The sequence below is a fragment of the Streptomyces sp. CB02009 genome, assembly GCF_001905825.1.
Classification (GTDB): Bacteria; Actinomycetota; Actinomycetes; order Streptomycetales; family Streptomycetaceae; genus Streptomyces.
Genome location: NZ_LIVV01000003.1, coordinates 564612 through 582246, shown reverse-complemented (window position 1 = coordinate 582246; position 17635 = coordinate 564612). Strand labels below are relative to the sequence as shown.

The following is a 17635-nucleotide window of genomic DNA, read 5'->3' as shown; positions in this document are numbered from 1 at the left end:
CGTCTGAGCCCTCGACGCTCGTCGCGTCTGAGCCCTCGACGCTCGTCGCGTCCAAGGGAAGACCCGGCAGGTGGCGTGTGAGGGCGGCGCTGACGGTCCTCTGACGCCGGGAGCCGGATCCCTGGCGGATCCCTGACGCGCCCGCCCGCCCCCTGTCCCCCGTACCGGGCGGCGAGGGCCGGGGTCAGTTGCCGCGCGGCGCGTACATGATGACGGCCATGCCCGCGAGGCAGACCAGCGCACCGATGACGTCGTAGCGGTCGGGGCGGTAGCCGTCGGCGACCATGCCCCAGGCGATCGACCCGGCCACGAAGATCCCGCCGTACGCGGCGAGGACGCGCCCGAAGTCGTCGTCGGACTGGAGCGTGGCCACCACCCCGTACAGCCCGAGGGCGATCACCCCGGCGCCGATCCAGACCCAGCCCTTGTGTTCGCGGATGCCCTGCCAGACGAGCCAGGCGCCGCCGATCTCGAAGAGGGCGGCCACCACGAACAGGGCGAGGGAACGAGCGACAGTCATGATCGCCGAGCGTACCCGCCGCCGCTCCTCGGAACCGCTGCGGCGGGTCGGCGTCCCGCCCTCGCATAATCGCTTGCCCGGGGCAGCGGTGACGGGTGCAATGACCGGCATGATCACCCACTCCACGCCCGGATCAGCACGGACCGGCGGACCGTCCGTCCGGATCGGAGCCCTCGTTCCGCTGACGCCGCCCGGCTGGGTCGAAGCCGGCCGGCACCTGCTCGCCGGACTCGAACTGGCCGTCCGTGAGGTCAACGAGGCCGGCGGGATCGGAGGGGCAGCCGGGATCGACGCGAACGGCACCACAGACACTGCCAGCACCACACGCACCCCCGGCACCACAGACCCTGCCAGCACCACAGACTCCCCCGGCACCCCCGCCACCCGCGGCGGAAGGCCGCTCGAACTGGTCGTCCGGGACACCGCGGCCGATCCGCAGCGGGCCGCGGCGGCGGTGGAGGAACTGGCCGGCCTGGGCGTGGCCGCTGTCGTCGGCGAGTACCACAGCGTCGTCGCCCGCTCCGCCGCGGCCGGGGCCGCCGCGCTCGGCCTGCCGTACCTCTGCTCGTCGGCCGTCCTCGACACGCTCACCGACGAGCCGACGGACTTCGTGGCGCGCCTCGCGCCCGCGCAGTCCCACGGCTGGCGGATCTACGGGGACTTCCTCCTGGCGGCGGGGCACCGCCGGATCGCCGTCGCCGCCCAGCCGAGCGTCTACTGGGCGTCCGGGACCCGCGTCCTGCGGGAGCACCTCGCTCCTCGCGGCGGCACGGTCGTCCCGCTCGACATGGCCGTGCTCACGCCCGCGGCCGTGTGCGACGCGCTCGTCGAGCAGCGCGCCACCGCGCTCCTCCTGCTCGTGGGCCACCCGGATCCGGCCGTGCCGCTCGTCCGCGCCGTCCGCGGCGACCGGCGCCTCGCCGAGGTCCTGATCGGCGCTCCGGCCGGGCAGCCGGAGTTCGCCACGTGGGCGGCGTCGCTCGGCGACGACGGCGCCGCGATCCCGTTCCTGCGCTACCTGCCCGAGCGCCTCGGCCCGCTCGGCACCCGCGTCGGGAGGGCCCTGCGCGAGCAACTGGGCGAGGCACCCTCCTTCGTCGCCTTCGAGGGCTACGACACCGTCACCGTCCTCGCCGACCTGCTGCGCCGCCACGGCACGGACCGCGCGGGCATCGCGAGGTCCTGGCCGCACGTCGACACCGAGGGCACCCGCGGGCGGATCCGCCTCGCCCGCGTGCCGGGCATCGGCGTGTGGCAGTGGGCGTGGCCGCCGGTCCAGGTCGTCGACCGGGATCCGGCGGCGCACGGACGCTTCCGCGTCCTGCACACGGGACCGGCCTGAACCCGCTACCAGTAGCGCTCCAGGGCCCCCTCCGTGTACGGGGCCGGGCTCACGCTGAGTTCTCCGGCGAAGGGCCGGTCAAGGACGAAGACCAGGAGCAGGCTGAAGCCGATCAGAGCGGCGACGGAGGCGACGAAGAGGAGCTGGATCCGCAGCTTGCGCATGCCGTACAGGAAGGTGAGCGGGATCAGGACCAGGGCGCCGCCGAAGGCGAGGACCTGGAGGAGCGGGGGCAGTTCCTGTTCGGCCATGGTGAGGCGGGCCCGGCGCTGCGAGGCCACGCCGTTGAGGTGGCTGACGGCCTGCTCGTAGAAGACCTCCTCGCGGGGGGTCTTCGGGTCGTACGCCTGGAGGACGTCGTAGACGGTCTGCAGCTTCTCCGCGGTGGCCCCGTAACTCGGCTGCCCCTCCCGCATCCGGGGCCACTGGACCTCGACGACGGAGTGGACGTAGCCGCTGAGAGCCTCGTCGACGCGGGCGCGGACCGGGGGCGGGAAGGCGGCGGCGTCGCGGGCGATGAGGGCGACGTCGGTGGCCTCGGAGGCCACGATGGTCTGCGTGCTCTCCAGCTGCGTCCAGAGGGTCACGATGACGAAGGCGAGGATGATCCCGTAGATCGCACCGAACATGCCCAGGGTCACCCCGACCATGTCGTTGTGCTCTCCGTCGGAGAGCGAGGGGTGCCTGCGGCGCAGCAGCACGCTGCCGGCCACCGCCACGAGGACGGTTCCGCCGACGGTGACCACGGCCAGGGTGAAGGTGCTGAACTGATTGAGCAGCCAGAGCGACATGTGCGGGGAGTCTAGGGATCCGGCCGCTGTCGCCCGGCGCACGCGCGGCGCCCGTTCCTCGCCGCGAACGCCGGAGCGCGCGCCCGCACGCGGGTGCGCGCCGCGGAGGCCCGCACCCGAGGTTCACACCATCGAGTGAGCGGGCCGAGGGCGTCCCCCTGAGCGCCGGTCACTCGTGGGTGCTCCGCGGGCCCGTCTCCTCGTCGACGGCGTACGGGTGGACGTAGCGGTCGTCGTCGAAGGGCGTGAACCAGGTGCCGATCGCCGTCGGGGTGATGCCCGCGCCGGCGAGGGCGGGGTCCTCGTCGGCGCCGTCCCGCGCGTCGTCGTAGAGCCACTCGAAGTCCGTGTCCTCGTACACCTCGTCGGCGAAGCGGCCGAGGGCCTCCGCGACGTCGTCGCCGAGGAGCCCGTACAGGTCGAGCGTGGAGTGCGCCTGCTGCAGAAGCAGTTTCAGTACGAGCTCCTCCGCGAGGCAGCCGAGCTCGCGGAAGCTCCCGTCGGTGAACCGGGTGGTGAGGGCTATCGCGGTCACGAGGAAGCGGCGCGCGAAGAGTTCGTCGTACGCGAGGCCGTAGCGCGGCGGAAGCTCGGCGAGGTGCCAGAGTTCGGCCCGGCACTCGGCGACGTTGGTCTCCTCGTCGGCGAGGGTCTGGACGTCGTCGTACAGCTCGTCGATGAGGACCTCCGCGGCGTAGACCAGGGCTCCGGCGGCCAGTTCGGCGGCCTCGGAGCCGATGGCGGCCGTCTCGCCGCCCTCCGGAGGCCGGGGGTCGAAGGAGATCAGGCGCGGGGCCAGGGCCCGGATCTGGGCCTCCAGGTCGGCCTGCTCCACGTCGTCCGCGCTCTCCTCGTCGTCCACGCTCTCGTCGTACTCCGCGCTCTCGTCGTCGGCCCCGTCGTGGGAAGGGGCGGCGTGCGTGGTGTCGCCGGGGCCGGTCCCGGCCGTGTGGCGGGCGCGGCGGGCCCGGAGGTCGCTGGGCGGCGCGTCCGGCCCGTCGGCGGCCGCCAGGCTCTCGCGGGTCAGATCGATGTGCAGTTTGACCTCGCTGCTCTCGACCACCCAGTCGGCGAGGAGTTCGGAGCGTTCGAGGACCTCCGCGGCCACGGAGCCGACGGCGTCCTCCGCGGTCTCCAGGGAGGAGGCGTGGACGAAGACCTTGACGATCGACCCGCGGGGGTGGACGGCGACGATCGTCTCCAGGACGTCGACCTCGACCCCGCCGGGCCCCTCGATCGCCTCCACCGCGTCGAAGCCGTGCTCCAGGAGCGCGGACGCGCCGACCTGTTGCAGCGCGTCCAACTCGTCGGCACCGTCGGGCAGGCACATGTCCACTGTTACGACGTAGGTCACGTCGGCAAGCGTGCCAGGCGAGGCCCTGTCACCGGGGCGGAATCCCGGGAGAATCCGGGGCCGCCGGCGAGTTCCCTCCCCACCGGGCGGGCCGCCTCCGGTCGGGCGCCGCCGCAGCGGACGCGGGCCCCAGGGCCGGCCCGGTGACCCAGGTGGCGCCGAACGAGTGGACTTGCCCGGTGGTGGGGCGGGGCGGGCGGCGGCACCGCGGGGTGGCGGTGGTGATGTGGCGGTCCCTGACGTGCCCTGACCGTGCCCCTGGAAGAGGTCTGCCGACATGCGACGTACCCCCTATCGCCGATTGTTCGCCGCGACGGTCCTCGTGGCCTCCGTGCTCGCGCCGATGGCGGCGACTCCCGCCACGCCCGTCCACGCCGCGGCCGCCGTCGACCGGCACGGTGACGAGGACTGTCCCCCCGGCGGCCTGGGACCCGAGCTGACCGCCCGCCTCGACAGGGCGATCGCGGACGTCCGCAAGCAGGCCGGCATCCCCGGTGTCGTGGTCGGGATCTGGATGCCCGGCAAGGGGAGTTACGTCCGGGCCACCGGCGTCGCCGACAAGACCACCCGCGCGCCGATGTTCGCCGACTCCTTCGTCCGGATCGGCAGCGAGACCAAGACCTTCACGGTCACCGCGCTGCTCAAGCTCGTCGACGAGGGCCGCATCGGTCTCGACGACCCGATCGCCCGGTACGTCCGCGGGGTTCCCGACGGCCACCGGATCACCTTGCGTCACCTCGCCGAGATGCGCAGCGGCCTGTTCCCGTACACCGCGGACGAGGACTTCGTCCACGACCTGCTGAGCGACCCGGAGCGCTCGTTCACCCCGTGGGAATCGCTCGCGTACGGCTTCAGGCACAAGAACACCTTCGCGCCCGGCGCGCAGTTCCAGTACTCCAACAGCAACCTCGTCCTCCTCGGCCTCGTGATCGAGAAGGTCACCGGTCAGCGACTGGAGGACGTCATCGAGCGCCGGGTGCTCCGCCCGGCCCGCCTGCGGCACACGCTCTTCCCCGAGGGCTCCGAGTTCCCCGAGCCGCACGCCCGCGGCTACACCGACCAGACGCTCGACGGCACGACCGCGGACGCCACCGACTGGAACCCCAGCTGGGCGTGGGCCGCCGGCGCGATGATCTCGAACCTGCACGACCTGCGCCGCTGGGCGAAGGTCGTCGCCACCGGCGAACTGCTGAGCCCCGGGACGCAGGCACAGCGCCTCAGGACGCTGCCGACCGGCTTCCCCGGCCTGAGCTACGGCCTCGGGATCTTCGACGCCAACGGCTGGATCGGGCACAACGGCTCCATCCCCGGCTACGAGACCGTGACGGTCTACCTGCCCTCGCAGAAGGCGACCATGGTCCTCATGGTGACCACGGACTCCCTGGTCGGGGGGCAGGAGCCGTCCACCCTGCTCGCCCGGGCGGTCACGGCGGTCATCACGCCGGAGAACGTCTACGACGGTTCCGTGTCCCCGCGTTAGGGCTGCTGCGGGGCGGAGGGCCGAGTGGCGGGCTGCCGCGTGAGGGACGGGTGCGTGGCGGACGGCTATGTGGCGGACGGCTGTGTGGCGGACGGCTACGTGAGAGACGTGTAGTACGCCTTCAGCGCCGCCTCGCTGCCCGAGCCCATGGCGGTCATGATCCGCTGGAAGCGGGCGGCGCGCAGGTCACCGGCCACGAGCAGTCGGGGGTGCTGGTCCGCCGGCCGGCAGTAGCCGTCCCCGCCCCGGACGAGGCCGCCGCGCGGGGCGGTGGGCGCGCTCCCGATGCTCGCGTACGCGACGTCCGCCGTGACCGTACGCCGCCGCCCGTCCCGGCACGTCAGCTCCGCCGCCACCCCGTCCGGGCCGTGGCGGGTCAGCGTCACGTGCCGGACGGGGAGGAGGGTGACCCGCGGGTCGTCGCGGATCTCCTCGGTCTTGTACGCGTCCTCCCCGGGGTACGCGACGAGGAGGCGGGTACCGGTGTCCGGCTGGGCGCGGAGGAACGTGCCGATCGGCCGGTCTGCGCCCAGGACGAGGAGCGTGCGGGATGCCGCGCCGGAAGCCGCGTCCGCCCGCCAGAGCGGGGGCAGTCGCAGCTCGCGCGGGGCGGTGATCCAGGCGGCGTCGGCGGGCTGGACGGGGGCCACGCCGGTGGCGATCACCGCGTACGGGGCCGTGATCGTCTTCGTGCTCCCGAGGGTGTCCGGCGCGCACGGCGTGTCGGTGACGTCGGCGGCGTCGGCAGCGTGGGCAGCGTCGGCGACGACAGTGACGGTGACGGTGACCCGTTCGTCGTCGGCGTGAACATCCGTGACGCGACTGCCGAGTTCGAGTCGGCACAGCCGCGTGGCCCTGATCTCCGCCGCGACGGAGTCGGCGAGTACCCGGCCGTCGGTCCAGCCACCGAGGACGTTGTCCAGCGCCGGGATCCGATGGAGGGTGCGGCACAGCCCGTCCGGCTCGATCAGGATCGTGCGCATGCCCACGCCGGCCGCCGTACGGGCGGCCGCGCAGCCCGCCGGACCGCCCCCGACGACGATCAGGTCGGTGGTGTCGGTGCTCACGGCGGGAGCACGTGAGCGGGACGCTGTCTCGGCCATGACGTCATTGCAGCACCGGAACGATGCCGCCCGCATCTGCCCAAAAGAAAGGGCAAGAAGGTGCAGTCACCTCTCGCCACTTACAACTTATAGCGCACAGGGGGGCTTGCGGCAAGGCCCCCGGCGTACCGCAGAATCACTCTCCTCACCCCCGGACCTGCAGAAATGAGACTCACCTCGTGCGTGTGCTTTCGTCGGTGGACCCGTCGCGCGGCACCAGTGCCTTCGACCTTCCCGACCGCCTCTCCCCCAAGACGGACCCGGCCCTCATCGCCGGTGACGAGCGGCACTTCGCGGCCATCGCGAAGAGCCTCGAAGAGACGATCGCCGAACTGTCCGACCGGCTCGACGCCACACGCAAGGCACCCGGCGGCGCCGGGCGGGAGGCGATGGACCGCGACGCGGAGATCCACCGGCTGACCGGACGCCTGCGCACCCTGCGCCGCTTCGGCCTCGACCTGTGCCTCGGGCGCATCGTCACCGCGGAAGGCGCGCGGGGTACGGAGGGGGTGGACGGCGGCGAGGGCGCGGAGACCGTGTACGTCGGGCGTCTCGGCCTCACCGACAGCACCGGCCGTCGTCTTCTCGTCGACTGGCGCTCGCCCGCGGCGGAGCCCTTCTTCGCGGCGACGCACGCCCGCCCGATGGGGCTTGCGAGCCGCCGCAGGTACCGCTGGAGCGGCGGCCGGATCAGTGACTACTGGGACGAGGTGTTCACCGCCGACGGCCTCGACGAGCACGCGGCACTCGACGACCAGTCCGCGTTCATCGCCAGCCTGGGCGGCAGCCGTTCGCCCCGGATGCGCGACGTGCTCGCCACCATCCAGGCCGACCAGGACGCCATCATCCGGGCGGGCTCCCGGGGCACCCTCGTCGTCGACGGCGGACCGGGTACGGGAAAGACCGTCGTCGCGCTGCACCGCTCCGCGCACCTGCTGTACGCGGACCCGCGTCTCGGGCACCGTCGGGGCGGGGTCCTGTTCGTCGGCCCGCACCAGCCGTACCTGGCGTACGTCGCCGACGTCCTCCCCAGCCTCGGCGAGGAGGGCGTGCAGACCTGCACCGTGCGGGACCTCGTCGCCGAGGGCGCCGGGGCGGCGACCGAGCGCGACCCCGGGGTGGCGCGGCTGAAGTCGTCCGCCGGCATGGTGCGGGCGATCGAGGCCGCCGTCCGCTTCTACGAGGAGCCGCCCACCCGCGGGACGACGGTGTCGACCGACTGGGCCGATGTCCCGCTCACCGCCGGCGACTGGGCCGAGGCGTTCGACGCGCCGGAGGCGGGGACGCCGCACAACGAGGCCCGTGAGCAGATCTGGGAGGAGCTGGGCTCGATCCTCCTGGGCAAGCTCGGCGACGAGGTCCCGGAGGACGAGTTCCGCCGGGCGCTGCGGCAGGACGAGGAGGTGGCCGGGGCGCTCCACGGCGCGTGGCCGCTGCTCGAGGCGACCGACCTGGTCGGGGACCTGTGGTCGGTCCCCGCGTACCTGCGGAAGTGCGCCCCGTGGCTGGACCGCGAGGAGGTCCGGACGCTCCAGCGGGCGGACGCGCAGGCCTGGACGGTGTCCGACCTGCCGCTCCTGGACGCGGCGCGGCAGCGGCTCGGCGACCCGGAGGCGGCACGGCGCAAGCGCCGGCAGCAGGCCACCGTCGCCGCCGAACGGGCCCGCATGGCCGATGTCATCGCCGACGTCCTCGCCGCCGACGTGGACGGCGAGGGCGCGGTGACGATGCTGCGCGGGCAGGACCTCAAGGACAGCCTGGTCGACGAGGCCGCGCTGCCCGGCGTCGAACCCGACCTGCTGGCCGGGCCGTTCGCGCACATCGTGGTGGACGAGGCGCAGGAACTGACGGACGCCGAGTGGCAGATGCTGCTGCTCCGCTGCCCGTCCCGGAGCTTCACCGTCGTCGGTGACCGGGCGCAGGCGAGGGACGGCTTCACGGAGTCGTGGCAGGAGCGGCTGGAACGGGTCGGGCTCGACCGGATCACCGTGGCGTCGCTGGGCATCAACTACCGGACGCCGGAGGAGGTCATGGCGGAGGCCGAACCGGCGATCAGGGCCGCGCTGCCCGACGCGAACGTGCCGACGTCGGTCCGCAGCAGCGGTCTCCCCGTCGTCCACGGCTCGGTGACGGAACGGGACGCGATCCTCGACGAGTGGCTCGACGCCCACGCGGACGGGACCGCGTGCGTCATCGGCGATCCCCGGTTCCGGCCGAGGCCCCGCGTGCAGTCGCTCACCCCGAGTCTGTCGAAGGGCCTGGAGTTCGACCTGGTCGTCCTCGTGGACCCGGAGCGGTTCGGCGCGGGCATCGGGGGCGCGGTCGACCGCTATGTGGCGATGACCCGCGCGACCAGGCAGCTCGTCGTCCTGACCAGCGCCTGACGGCGGGCGGGACCGCGGCCGGGGACCCGGCCCGGTGCCGGGCCGGGTCCGGGCGGGGTGCCGGGCCGGGTGACGGGCGAGGTACGGGCGGGGTGCCGGGTCCGGGTCGGATGCCGGGCCCTGGTCCGCCCTGCCTCCGTGGGGCGAACCGGTGCCGTGCGTGGGCGCGCCACGGACGTTCCTGCGATCAGATGACGTATCGATAGGTGCATGACTCAGACACGCGCTCACGCCGCCGCTCCCGTCCTCCATGACACGGCCGTTCCCGGTGGGGAGTGCCCCGAGGTCGCGTCGCTCGTCGCGCCGTACCTGCGCATCATCGGTTCCGCTCTTCCCCCCGTAGAGGCGGAACGATTCTTCGTGCAGGCGCTTGACGCGCACGAGGAGGAGCGGCGCCGGGCGGGCGCCCTTCAGCTCGGCTTCAGCGCGTACCTCTCGGACGGTCTCGGGGAGAGCTGGGGCGGGTCCCTGGCGCACACCTCCGCCTGGGAGGCGATGCAGGCGATCCGCCAGCTCGTCCGCAGGGCCCCGCGCGCGGACCTGGGCGCGTACCTGCGACTCGGCCTCCGGCTGGTCCGCGAACTCGGCACCGCGACCCCGGGCCGCGCGCCGGTTCCGGTGGGCGCCTGACCCGCGCCCCCGCCTGACCCCGCGCCCGTGTCCGGTGCTCAGCCCGCCGAGGGGTCGCGCCCGTTCTCCGGCCCGTCCCGCAGCCAGGGGTCCGGGCCGGGGTCGCCGCCCTCGGCCCGGGTCGCGAGCCGGTCCACGTAGTGCTGCCAGCTCTCCGCGTGGGCCTCGCAGGCCTCCGTGGAGGGCAGGCCGCTGTGGATCAGGCGCAGGAGGGTGCCTTCCGGGGTGGGCGCGAGGGTGATCTCGATCGTGCTGGAGCCCGGCGGGACGAGCAGGGGGCCGGACTCCCAGCCCCAGCTGAAGACGACCCGGCGGTGCGGGTCGACGGTGATGAAACGGCCGGAGGCGACGCTCTGCCCGGTGACCCGGGTGCGGTACGAGCCGCCCGGCTCGAAGGAGAACGAGCCGTCGGCGCCCATCCACGACAGCCACTTCTCCCGGTCGTCGAGGAAGCCGAAGACGGTCTCGGGGCGGGCCGCGATGCGCCGCTCCAGGGTGACGGTGTCCATGGGGGTCGGGGGGATCGTCATCAGGGCTTCTCGCTTCGCTCGGCCTCTCCTTGCGCAGCGTAACGAGACCGGCCTCCCTCAGCATGTCGAGGCGCCGGCGGGACGACGGGGGAAGGGGACCAGGGAACGGGGCCGCGTGGGGACCGCCGCCTCCTTGAGAGCTTGGACCGGAGAATGAGAACAGGGAACTCGTAGAAAGCTCACAATCACCGGCTGAATCGTGGGATTCAGTTGGCATGCACGGTTCCTCGATCCGGCGGTCGGGTATCACTGGGCGCAGTCGCCCGCACAGGCCGTCCGAAGGGGATTCCGATGAGTCGACCCAGCGCTCCGCCCGCCGCGCACGAAGCTCCGACGGACGTGTCCACCGCGTTCACGCTGTGGGGGGAGGTGGCCCAGCCGGCCCGTCTGACCGTCGCCGACCTCCGGACGGGCTGGGAGCAGCACCGCGCCGAGGTCGTCTTCGACTGCGCCACCGCCGGCCCCCAGCACCACACCTTCGAGGGGCCGCTGCTCCGCGAGGTGCTCCGGCACGTCCGGCCGGACTTCGACCCCGCCCGCCGCAAGGAGCGCTCCCGGTTCCTGCTCGCCGTCAGCGGAGGCGACGGCCACCACACGGTGCTGTCGTGGGCGGAGATCGACGCCGACTTCGGCAACGCCCCCGTGCTCCTCGCGACCCGCATGGACGGCGCGGACCTCGACGCGGCCGGTACCCAGCTCGTCGTCCCCTCCGACCGGTGCGGCGCCCGGTACGTCAGCGCCGTGACGGGGATCTGGATCGGGGCCTGCCCTCCGAGCATGTGTACGTGACGGAGGAGTAGGCCGGGTCGTCGTCTACGTCGGCGTCGTCGCGGGCGCCGGAGCCCCCGAATCCGGCGTCGCGGGCTTCGCGGAGAGGATTCCGCGGGCCTGCTCCGCGGCCCTGGCGGTGCTCTCGGAGACGAACTCGAGGAAGCGGGCGATGCCCTCCAGGCGGACACCGGCCGGCGTGTCGGAACCGAGGACGCCCACGCCCTGACGGGCGGTCTCGACGATCTGCAGGGCGGCCCGGGCGCTGGCGATCATCGACTGGTACCAGATGTCGTCGTCGACGACATAGCGCTCACGACGGCGCTCGTCGCGCTCGCGGCGCACGAGCCCCTGGCTGTCGAGGAACGCGATCGCCTTGGAGATGGACGCCGGGCTGACCTGGAGGTGCTGGACGAGCTCGGACGCGGTGAGGCTGCCCGAGTCGGTGAGGCAGAGACAGGCCATCACCCGGGCCATCATCCTGGGCGTCCCCGACTGTATGAGGACGGTCGTGAAGACCTCCTCGAACGCGCGCACCGCTTCGGCGTCGCGCCCGTCGGCCCGCACGGGCGCCGTCGCGTCCCGGGTGGCGGCCTGCTTGCGGCGGGCCCGGTGCTCGGTGGCCCGGTGGGCGAGGTCGGAGCGGTAGGCCGTGGGGCCGCCGTTGCGCATGACCTCCCGCGTGACCGTCGAGGTCGGGCGGTCGAGACGCCGGGCGATCTCGGCGTAGGCGAGGCCGTCCGCCAGTCCCAGCGCGATCTGCTGACGTTCCTGCTGGGTGAGTCTGCCGCCCGGCATCGGGTCTCCTTCATGGTTCTGGGGGACCCCACTATAGCGTTCGCCGGCACTCCATTGCAACGCAACTCGCCTCGCTCGTTGCATTAAGCGCAGACCCATTGCAATGAATTACCGGCTCTGACCTGCTAATACAGGGCCCATACACAACGAGTCAGTTGCCATACCCACGAACGCAACGTAGCTTTTCCCTCATCGGAAACAGCGGGTCACCGCAAGGGCGGCCCACCAGGACGAAGGAGCAGCACCATGCAGAAGTTCGCCACCACCGCCGCCATCGCCGCCGTCCTCGACATCACGGCCGGCCGCATCCAGCTCATCGCCGCCGACCGCGCCGACGCGACCGTCGACATCCGCCCCGTGAACGCCGCCAAGAGCGCCGATGTGAAGGCCGCCGAGCAGGTCACGGTCGAGTTCGCCGACGGTGTCCTGCGGATCGCCTCCGCCCCCGCGAAGAACAAGATCCTGGGCGACTCCGGATCGGTCGAGGTGACGGTCCAGCTCCCGGCCGGCTCCCGGGTCGAGGCGAAGGCCGCCGCCGCCGAACTCCGGGGCGTCGGCCGGCTCGGGGACGTCGTCTTCGAGGCCGCGCAGGGTCCGGTCAAGCTCGACGAGGCGGCGAGCGCCCACCTCGGCCTGCTCGCCGGCGACATCACGGTCGGCCGGCTGGGCGGTTCCGCCGAGCTCCGCACCCAGAAGGGCGACCTCCGCGTCGCCGAGGCCAAGGGCGGCACCGTCGTCCTGCACACCCAGGCGGGCGACATCGCGGTCGGCGCCGCACGCGGCGTCTCCGCCACCCTCGACGCCGGCACCGGCTACGGACGGGTCCACAACGCCCTCGCCAACACCGGCAGCCCTGCCCTGACCCTCCACGCCACCACCTCCTACGGCGACATCACCGCCCGCAGCCTCTGATGCGGACCGCCCGAGGGCGGCGCCCCCCGACCGGAAGTCGGAGGGCGCCGCCCCGTCGGCGTTCCCGTTCCCACCGCGTCGGCGTTCCCGTTCCCATCGCGCCGTCAGACCCTCTCGCCGGTGTGACGTACGGCGGGCTTCACGGACGGCAGATGGCCGGGGGTACGCGGCCGCCCTTCCCCCCGGCCGCCGGGCGGGTCCCGGTCGACGGGACCGGCGTACGCGCGCGTAGCGTGAGGTGTGTCGGCTCCCGTCGTCCCTCACCTGGAGATCCGCCTGTGTCCAGCGCCGCCCCGACCCGTACCGCCGTCGTCGAATCCCTCATGGACCGCTTCCCCGGAGTCCCCGCGGAGGCCGTGTTCAAGGAGGACCTGCTGCGCGGCGGGCTCGCCTTCGACCCGTCCGCGCTGAGCGGGAACGAGGGCGGCGAGGTGAAGCCGAAGTCGTACTTCATCTTCTCCTTCGACCACCGCACGCTGCCGGAGCTCGGCGAGGCGGCGCTGAACCGCCCGCCGGAGGAGATCGTGCTCACGGGCGGGCCGTACGGGCTCCGCCGCACGGTGGTGTCCGTCCGGGTCAACCCGTCGTCCCCCTACCGGGTGGCGCCGGACGGCGACGGGGCGCTCGCGCTGTTCCTCGACGGCGTCAGGATCGCCGACGTCGGTCTGCCGCCGATGCCGGAGTACTACCGGCACCCGCTGGCGAACGGCAAGTCCGTGATGGAGGTCGCGCCGACGATCCAGTGGGGGTACCTGATCTATCTGACGGTCTTCCGGGTCTGCCAGTACTTCGGCGCCAAGGAGGAGTGCCAGTACTGCGACATCAACCACAACTGGCGCCAGCACAAGGCGGCGGGCCGCCCCTACACCGGGGTGAAGCCGGTCGACGAGGTCCTGGAGGCGCTGGAGATCATCGACCGCCACGACACGGCCCGCACCTCCACCGCGTACACCCTCACGGGCGGGGCGGTCACGTCCCAGGTCGGCGGGAAGGACGAGGCCGACTTCTACGGGCAGTACGCCCGCGCGATCGAGGAGCGGTTCCCCGGCCGCTGGATCGGCAAGGTCGTCGCGCAGGCGCTGCCGAAGGAGGACGTGCAGCGGTTCCACGACTACGGCATCCGGATCTACCACCCGAACTACGAGGTGTGGGACCGCCGGCTGTTCGAGCTGTACTGCCCCGGCAAGGAGCGCTACATCGGCCGGGACGAGTGGCACCGCCGGATCCTGGACTCCGCCGAGGTCTTCGGGCCGCGCAACGTCATCCCGAACTTCGTCGCGGGCGTCGAGATGGCCAAGCCCTCCGGCTTCCTGACGGTCGACGAGGCGATCGCCTCGACCCGGGAGGGCCTGCGGTTCTTCATGTCGCGCGGGATCACGCCCCGGTTCACCACCTGGTGCCCGGAGCCGACGACCCCGCTGGGCCGGGAGAACCCGGACGGGGCGCCGCTGGAGTACCACCTGCGGCTGCTCGAGGCATACACGGCGACGCTGCAGGAGTACGGCCTGACGGCGCCGCCCGGGTACGGGCCGGCCGGACCGGGGCGCGCGGTGTTCTCGGTGAGCTCGTTCATGGACGCGCTGCCGCCGGAGCCGGGCGAGTAGCCGGGACGAGGCGTTCCGGCTAGGGGCTCGACGTGGTCCTGGACGGCCCGGAGACGCGGCTGCCCCGTTCGCGGGAGGCGGGGGCGGGTGTCCGCCGGCCGGCGGCCGGGTCCTCGCGCGGCCACAGGCACGCCGCGCCCGTGGCCCCCGCGAGGGCCACGGCGGTCAGCACCGCCGCCGAGGCCGCAGGGCCGGCCGTCGCGGCGAGCAGGCCGGCGAGCGGGTAGGTGAGCAGCCAGCAGGCGTGCGAGAGGGAGAACCGGGCGGCGAAGGCGGCCGGCAGGTCGCGGCTCCGGACGGAGCCGCGCACCACCCGGCCGCCCGGGGTGAGCACGGCCGAGCCCGCGGCGCCGGTGACCAGCCAGAGCGCGAGCAGGGCGGGCCAGGACCAGGCCCCGGGCGGGAGCGCGAGGCCCAGGGCGAGCAGCCCCACGGCCCCGGGCAGCAGGAAGGCGGCCCGCACCATGACCGCGCGGTCGCCGGCGCGTTCCAGGAGGCGTGGCAGCAGCAGGGCCGCCGCCATCGAGCCCGCGCCGTACGCGCCGAGGGCGAGGGGGACGTCCCCGGCGGGACGGCCGAGGGTGTCGCGGACGAGGATCACGGTGTCGACGAGGACGACGGCCCCGGCGGCCGCGACGGCCAGGTCGAGGGCGAGGAGGGCGCGCAGGCGCGGGGCCGCCAGAACGAGCCGGATCCCGGAGACCGCCCCGGCGTACGCACCGGGGCGGGGGGCCGCGCCGGCCGCGCTACCGATGTGCTTCGGGTCCGGGCCCGGGCACAGAGCGGGGCTGGAGACCGGGGCGTGGCCGGGGGTCGGGGCGTGGCCGGGGACCGGAGGGTGGCCGGCGTCCGGGGCTGCGCCGGGACCGCCGTCCGGGTCGGGTGCCGGGTACGGGGCAAGGTCCGAGTCCGGGTGCAGGTCGGGTGCCGGGTCCGGGTCCGGGTCCGGCAGGGTCGTCGTGCGCACCAGGAGCGCGGAGGCGACGAACCCCGCGGCCGTGCCGGCGAAGAGCCAGGCGTACGGGACGGCCGTAAGGAGTGCGGCGGCGAGCACCGGGCTCGCCAGGCTCTCCAAGTCGTAGGCGAGCCGGGCGAGCGACAGGGCGCCGGTGTAGTCGCGTTCGTCGGGCAGTACCTGCGGGATCGTCGCCTGGAAGGCCGGTGTGAAGGCGGCCGAGGCGGCCTGGAGCAGCAGGATCAGGACGTACACCTGCCAGACCCGGCTGACGAACGGCAGCGCGAGCACGACCGCCGCGCGCGCCAGGTCCATGGCGACGAGCAGCGCCCGCCGGGGGACGCGGTCGGCGAGGGCGCCGACGAGCGGGGCGAGGACGACGTACGCGGCCATCTTGACGGCGAGGGCCGTACCGAGGACGGCGGCGGCGTTCGCGCCCGCCAGGTCGTACGCGAGGAGGCTCAGGGCCACGGTCGCCAGGCCGGTGCCGGTGAGGGCGACGACCTGGGCGCAGAAGAGGCGGCGGTAGGTGGGGTTGCGCAGCACGGACAGCATGAGGACGCCCCGGTCGGCCACGGCGGACTGTGGACCTCACCAACGTAGCGGACATGTGCATACTTGCGCACATGTTGACGCCGGGTGGGGTGCGGGCGGGCGGCCCTCAGTCGTGCCAGGGCTCGCCGCTCACCTCGTGGTCGGCGCGGCTGATCGCCTCGACCACGAGCCGCTTCAGATGCCCGTCCGGCATCGCGTACACGACCCGGCGCCCGTCCTTGCGGGACTGCACGAGTCCGGCGAGCCGCAGTTTGGCCAGGTGCTGGCTGACGGCGGGGCGCGCGGCCCCGCAGGCCTCCGTCAGGGCGGTCACATCGGCCTCGCCGCGGGTGAGCAGCCAGACCAGGTGCAGCCGGGTCGGGTCGGAGAGCAGGCCGAACACCTCCGCCGCCGCCGAGAGTTCGAGCGCCCCCGGCGTCCGCTCGTGCGGCCGGGACGCGGCCGGGGCCGCGGGATCTACGCGCTCAGACATGGGCCCATCGTAGGCAGGCGGAGACGGCCGCGCGGCCGCACCCGGAGACCACCGACGCCCCACACCGCCCCGGGCCCGGGTGCGGGCCCGGCCCGGGTGCCGGCCGGGCCGAGCGGGGCCGGAGCACCCAGGCCCGGCCCGTCCGTCAGACGCGCAGTTCCTTCGCCTCGAAGCGGCCGTCGCCGAGCACCAGGACGAAGGAGACCTGCTGCCCCTCGGAAAGGGTGCGGCCCTCGCCCTCGATGTCCTCGGCACTGAAGTACACCTGGTCCTCGGAGTCCACGGGAACCACGAACCCGTATCCGCCGGCACGGTTGAAGGACTGCACGAACCCCTTGCTTCTGCCTCCCACGGCGGCCTCCTCGTCGTCGTCACGGGGGGCGCGGCGGAGGGGTGAGAACCCCGGTCGACCCGCATCCGCGCCTCAGGGGACTTGTACCCCGCGCGGCCGCTCCCCGCCCGTCGGCGGGGGAACCCGACCCGGGTGGTGCAGACCACTCACCCGGGTCTAGTACAGTTTTCAACTGAGGCCCGGTGTCGGAGATCCCCCGTGTCCGCCACCGGGCCTCTTCACGCCTTCCGTCGGACGCGCCAGACCCGTCGGGCCCGTCAGACCCGTAGACCTGTCAGGCTCGTCGGCCGCTGACGCCCGGGTACGCGATCCTCGCCGTGATCGCGGCGATGCGCCGCGCCGACTCCTCCGGTGACGCCACCGGCTGGACGATGTGACTGACGGTGAGCCGCACGATCGTCTCGACCGCGAGTCCGCGGGACTCGTCGTCCACATCGGGCCAGGCCTCGACCGCGTAGGCGTCGAGCATCGCCATCGCCGTCCCGAAGACCGGTTCCGGGCGGGTCGTGAGGTAGGCGAGGAGGTCGTCCTCGCCGCCGCGGTCCGCGAGCAGGACGCCCTTGACGAGGGGATTATCCACGGCCTGCTGGAGCGTGTAGCCCACCCCGGCGGCGGCAGCCGCCTCCAACTCGCCGCGATGTGCGTCGAGTTCACCCTGGATGCCGAGCAGGAAGCCCTCCAGTTCGCGCTGGACCAGGGCCTTGCCGATGGCCTCCTTCGAGCCGAACTCGTTGTAGAGGGTCTGGCGGCTGATACCGGCGGCGCGCGCGATGGAGGTCATGCGCAGCCCGCTCCAGCCGTCGGCGGCGACGAGGCCGTGGGCGGCGTCGAGCACCTGCTCGCGCAGCAGGGACCGAACGCTCTCGCGGAAACGTGTCATCGTGCCCCCACTGTAGCCACCGGGCACCACCCCGAGCCGTCCCCCGGAGCCGTCCCGAGCCGCCCCCCCCGGAGCGCTCCCGGAGCCTCCACGAAGCTCCCCCTGGAGGCCGCCTCCCCGCACACCCCCGCCCGACGGGGAAGGACCGCTCCGGCCCCGAAGTCGACCAATCAACCGCATCCTGATCGATATTCGATCATTCGAC

Annotated in this window: 17 protein-coding genes; 7 read left to right on the top strand and 10 right to left on the bottom strand. The window is 73.5% G+C overall.

What is annotated here, in order from left to right; all coding sequences use genetic code 11:
- Window positions 1-184: 184 nt before the first annotated feature.
- Window positions 185-520: a YnfA family protein gene (locus tag AMK27_RS15325; protein ID WP_073906942.1), complete on the bottom strand. Its 336-nt coding sequence runs from the start codon at window positions 518-520 to the stop codon at window positions 185-187.
- Window positions 521-629: 109 nt separating this feature from the next.
- Between AMK27_RS15325 and AMK27_RS15320 the strand changes: the two genes are divergently transcribed.
- On the top strand, window positions 630-1862 hold the full coding sequence (locus AMK27_RS15320) for an ABC transporter substrate-binding protein (RefSeq protein ID WP_073907589.1): 1233 nt from the start codon (window positions 630-632) through the stop codon (window positions 1860-1862).
- A gap of 5 nt (window positions 1863-1867) precedes the next feature.
- Here the strand turns inward: AMK27_RS15320 and AMK27_RS15315 are convergent, their stop codons facing one another.
- The gene (locus AMK27_RS15315) at window positions 1868-2653 is read right to left on the bottom strand and encodes a bestrophin-like domain (protein ID WP_073906938.1); all 786 of its coding nucleotides are present in this window, start codon (window positions 2651-2653) and stop codon (window positions 1868-1870) included.
- Between the two features lie 169 nt (window positions 2654-2822).
- Window positions 2823-4007, bottom strand: coding sequence for a hypothetical protein (locus AMK27_RS15310; RefSeq protein ID WP_073906934.1), 1185 nt, complete (start codon window positions 4005-4007; stop codon window positions 2823-2825).
- Between the two features lie 277 nt (window positions 4008-4284).
- On the opposite strand from AMK27_RS15310, the gene AMK27_RS15305 reads away from it, so the two are divergent.
- A complete protein-coding gene (locus AMK27_RS15305) occupies window positions 4285-5487 on the top strand; it encodes a serine hydrolase domain-containing protein (protein ID WP_073906909.1) in 1203 nt (400 codons plus the stop codon).
- 95 nt (window positions 5488-5582) lie between these two features.
- Here the strand turns inward: AMK27_RS15305 and AMK27_RS15300 are convergent, their stop codons facing one another.
- Window positions 5583-6590, bottom strand: a complete 1008-nt coding sequence (locus tag AMK27_RS15300; protein ID WP_073906905.1) for an FAD-dependent oxidoreductase — start codon at window positions 6588-6590, stop codon at window positions 5583-5585.
- Window positions 6591-6769: 179 nt separating this feature from the next.
- On the opposite strand from AMK27_RS15300, the gene helR reads away from it, so the two are divergent.
- Window positions 6770-8974 carry an RNA polymerase recycling motor ATPase HelR gene (helR, locus tag AMK27_RS15295; RefSeq protein WP_198955871.1) on the top strand — a complete coding sequence of 735 codons (2205 nt, stop codon included), beginning with the start codon at window positions 6770-6772 and terminating at the stop codon, window positions 8972-8974.
- A gap of 210 nt (window positions 8975-9184) precedes the next feature.
- Window positions 9185-9604, top strand: coding sequence for a hypothetical protein (locus tag AMK27_RS15290; RefSeq protein ID WP_073906897.1), 420 nt, complete (start codon window positions 9185-9187; stop codon window positions 9602-9604).
- 38 nt (window positions 9605-9642) lie between these two features.
- Here AMK27_RS15290 and AMK27_RS15285 read toward each other — a convergent pair whose 3' ends face one another.
- Window positions 9643-10134: an SRPBCC family protein gene (locus tag AMK27_RS15285; RefSeq protein WP_241847501.1), complete on the bottom strand. Its 492-nt coding sequence runs from the start codon at window positions 10132-10134 to the stop codon at window positions 9643-9645.
- 291 nt (window positions 10135-10425) lie between these two features.
- Between AMK27_RS15285 and AMK27_RS15280 the strand changes: the two genes are divergently transcribed.
- Window positions 10426-10923 (top strand): molybdopterin-dependent oxidoreductase, encoded by a 498-nt coding sequence (locus AMK27_RS15280; RefSeq protein ID WP_073906894.1) that lies wholly within the window; start codon window positions 10426-10428, stop codon window positions 10921-10923.
- A 24-nt stretch (window positions 10924-10947) separates the two neighbouring features.
- Here the strand turns inward: AMK27_RS15280 and AMK27_RS15275 are convergent, their stop codons facing one another.
- The gene (locus AMK27_RS15275; protein ID WP_073906890.1) at window positions 10948-11700 is read right to left on the bottom strand and encodes a GbsR/MarR family transcriptional regulator; all 753 of its coding nucleotides are present in this window, start codon (window positions 11698-11700) and stop codon (window positions 10948-10950) included.
- A 246-nt stretch (window positions 11701-11946) separates the two neighbouring features.
- Between AMK27_RS15275 and AMK27_RS15270 the strand changes: the two genes are divergently transcribed.
- Together AMK27_RS15270 and AMK27_RS15265 are read left to right on the top strand one after the other, a co-directional pair.
- The gene (locus AMK27_RS15270; protein WP_073906886.1) at window positions 11947-12612 is read left to right on the top strand and encodes a DUF4097 family beta strand repeat-containing protein; all 666 of its coding nucleotides are present in this window, start codon (window positions 11947-11949) and stop codon (window positions 12610-12612) included.
- Window positions 12613-12935: 323 nt separating this feature from the next.
- Complete coding sequence (locus AMK27_RS15265; protein ID WP_073907583.1) at window positions 12936-14216, top strand: radical SAM protein; 1281 nt, start codon at window positions 12936-12938, stop codon at window positions 14214-14216.
- A gap of 19 nt (window positions 14217-14235) precedes the next feature.
- On the opposite strand, the gene AMK27_RS41220 is transcribed toward AMK27_RS15265, so the two are convergent.
- The 4 genes from AMK27_RS41220 to AMK27_RS15240 all read right to left on the bottom strand — a co-directional run bounded on the left by AMK27_RS41220 (window position 14236) and on the right by AMK27_RS15240 (window position 17430).
- Window positions 14236-15726 carry an MFS transporter gene (locus AMK27_RS41220; protein ID WP_079188478.1) on the bottom strand — a complete coding sequence of 497 codons (1491 nt, stop codon included), beginning with the start codon at window positions 15724-15726 and terminating at the stop codon, window positions 14236-14238.
- A gap of 106 nt (window positions 15727-15832) precedes the next feature.
- Window positions 15833-16198 carry an ArsR/SmtB family transcription factor gene (locus tag AMK27_RS15250; protein ID WP_073906883.1) on the bottom strand — a complete coding sequence of 122 codons (366 nt, stop codon included), beginning with the start codon at window positions 16196-16198 and terminating at the stop codon, window positions 15833-15835.
- A gap of 145 nt (window positions 16199-16343) precedes the next feature.
- Window positions 16344-16550 (bottom strand): cold-shock protein, encoded by a 207-nt coding sequence (locus tag AMK27_RS15245; protein ID WP_073906879.1) that lies wholly within the window; start codon window positions 16548-16550, stop codon window positions 16344-16346.
- Window positions 16551-16824: 274 nt separating this feature from the next.
- Window positions 16825-17430 (bottom strand): TetR/AcrR family transcriptional regulator, encoded by a 606-nt coding sequence (locus AMK27_RS15240; protein ID WP_073906876.1) that lies wholly within the window; start codon window positions 17428-17430, stop codon window positions 16825-16827.
- Window positions 17431-17635: the final 205 nt, after the last annotated feature.

Bases quoted from the DNA above. Each gene is read 5' to 3' on its own strand.
- AMK27_RS15290 (WP_073906897.1), top strand. From the start codon at position 9,185: ATGACTCAGACACGCGCTCACGCCGCCGCTCCCGTCCTCCATGACACG.
- AMK27_RS15300 (WP_073906905.1), bottom strand. From the start codon at position 6,590: ATGGCCGAGACAGCGTCCCGCTCACGTGCTCCCGCCGTGAGCACCGAC.
- AMK27_RS15280 (WP_073906894.1), top strand. From the start codon at position 10,426: ATGAGTCGACCCAGCGCTCCGCCCGCCGCGCACGAAGCTCCGACGGAC.
- AMK27_RS15265 (WP_073907583.1), top strand. From the start codon at position 12,936: ATGGACCGCTTCCCCGGAGTCCCCGCGGAGGCCGTGTTCAAGGAGGAC.
- AMK27_RS15305 (WP_073906909.1), top strand. From the start codon at position 4,285: ATGCGACGTACCCCCTATCGCCGATTGTTCGCCGCGACGGTCCTCGTG.
- AMK27_RS15250 (WP_073906883.1), bottom strand. From the start codon at position 16,198: ATGTCTGAGCGCGTAGATCCCGCGGCCCCGGCCGCGTCCCGGCCGCAC.
- AMK27_RS15275 (WP_073906890.1), bottom strand. From the start codon at position 11,700: ATGCCGGGCGGCAGACTCACCCAGCAGGAACGTCAGCAGATCGCGCTG.
- AMK27_RS15320 (WP_073907589.1), top strand. From the start codon at position 630: ATGATCACCCACTCCACGCCCGGATCAGCACGGACCGGCGGACCGTCC.
- AMK27_RS41220 (WP_079188478.1), bottom strand. From the start codon at position 15,726: ATGCTGTCCGTGCTGCGCAACCCCACCTACCGCCGCCTCTTCTGCGCC.
- AMK27_RS15240 (WP_073906876.1), bottom strand. From the start codon at position 17,430: ATGACACGTTTCCGCGAGAGCGTTCGGTCCCTGCTGCGCGAGCAGGTG.
- AMK27_RS15315 (WP_073906938.1), bottom strand. From the start codon at position 2,653: ATGTCGCTCTGGCTGCTCAATCAGTTCAGCACCTTCACCCTGGCCGTG.
- AMK27_RS15285 (WP_241847501.1), bottom strand. From the start codon at position 10,134: ATGACGATCCCCCCGACCCCCATGGACACCGTCACCCTGGAGCGGCGC.
- AMK27_RS15270 (WP_073906886.1), top strand. From the start codon at position 11,947: ATGCAGAAGTTCGCCACCACCGCCGCCATCGCCGCCGTCCTCGACATC.
- AMK27_RS15325 (WP_073906942.1), bottom strand. From the start codon at position 520: ATGACTGTCGCTCGTTCCCTCGCCCTGTTCGTGGTGGCCGCCCTCTTC.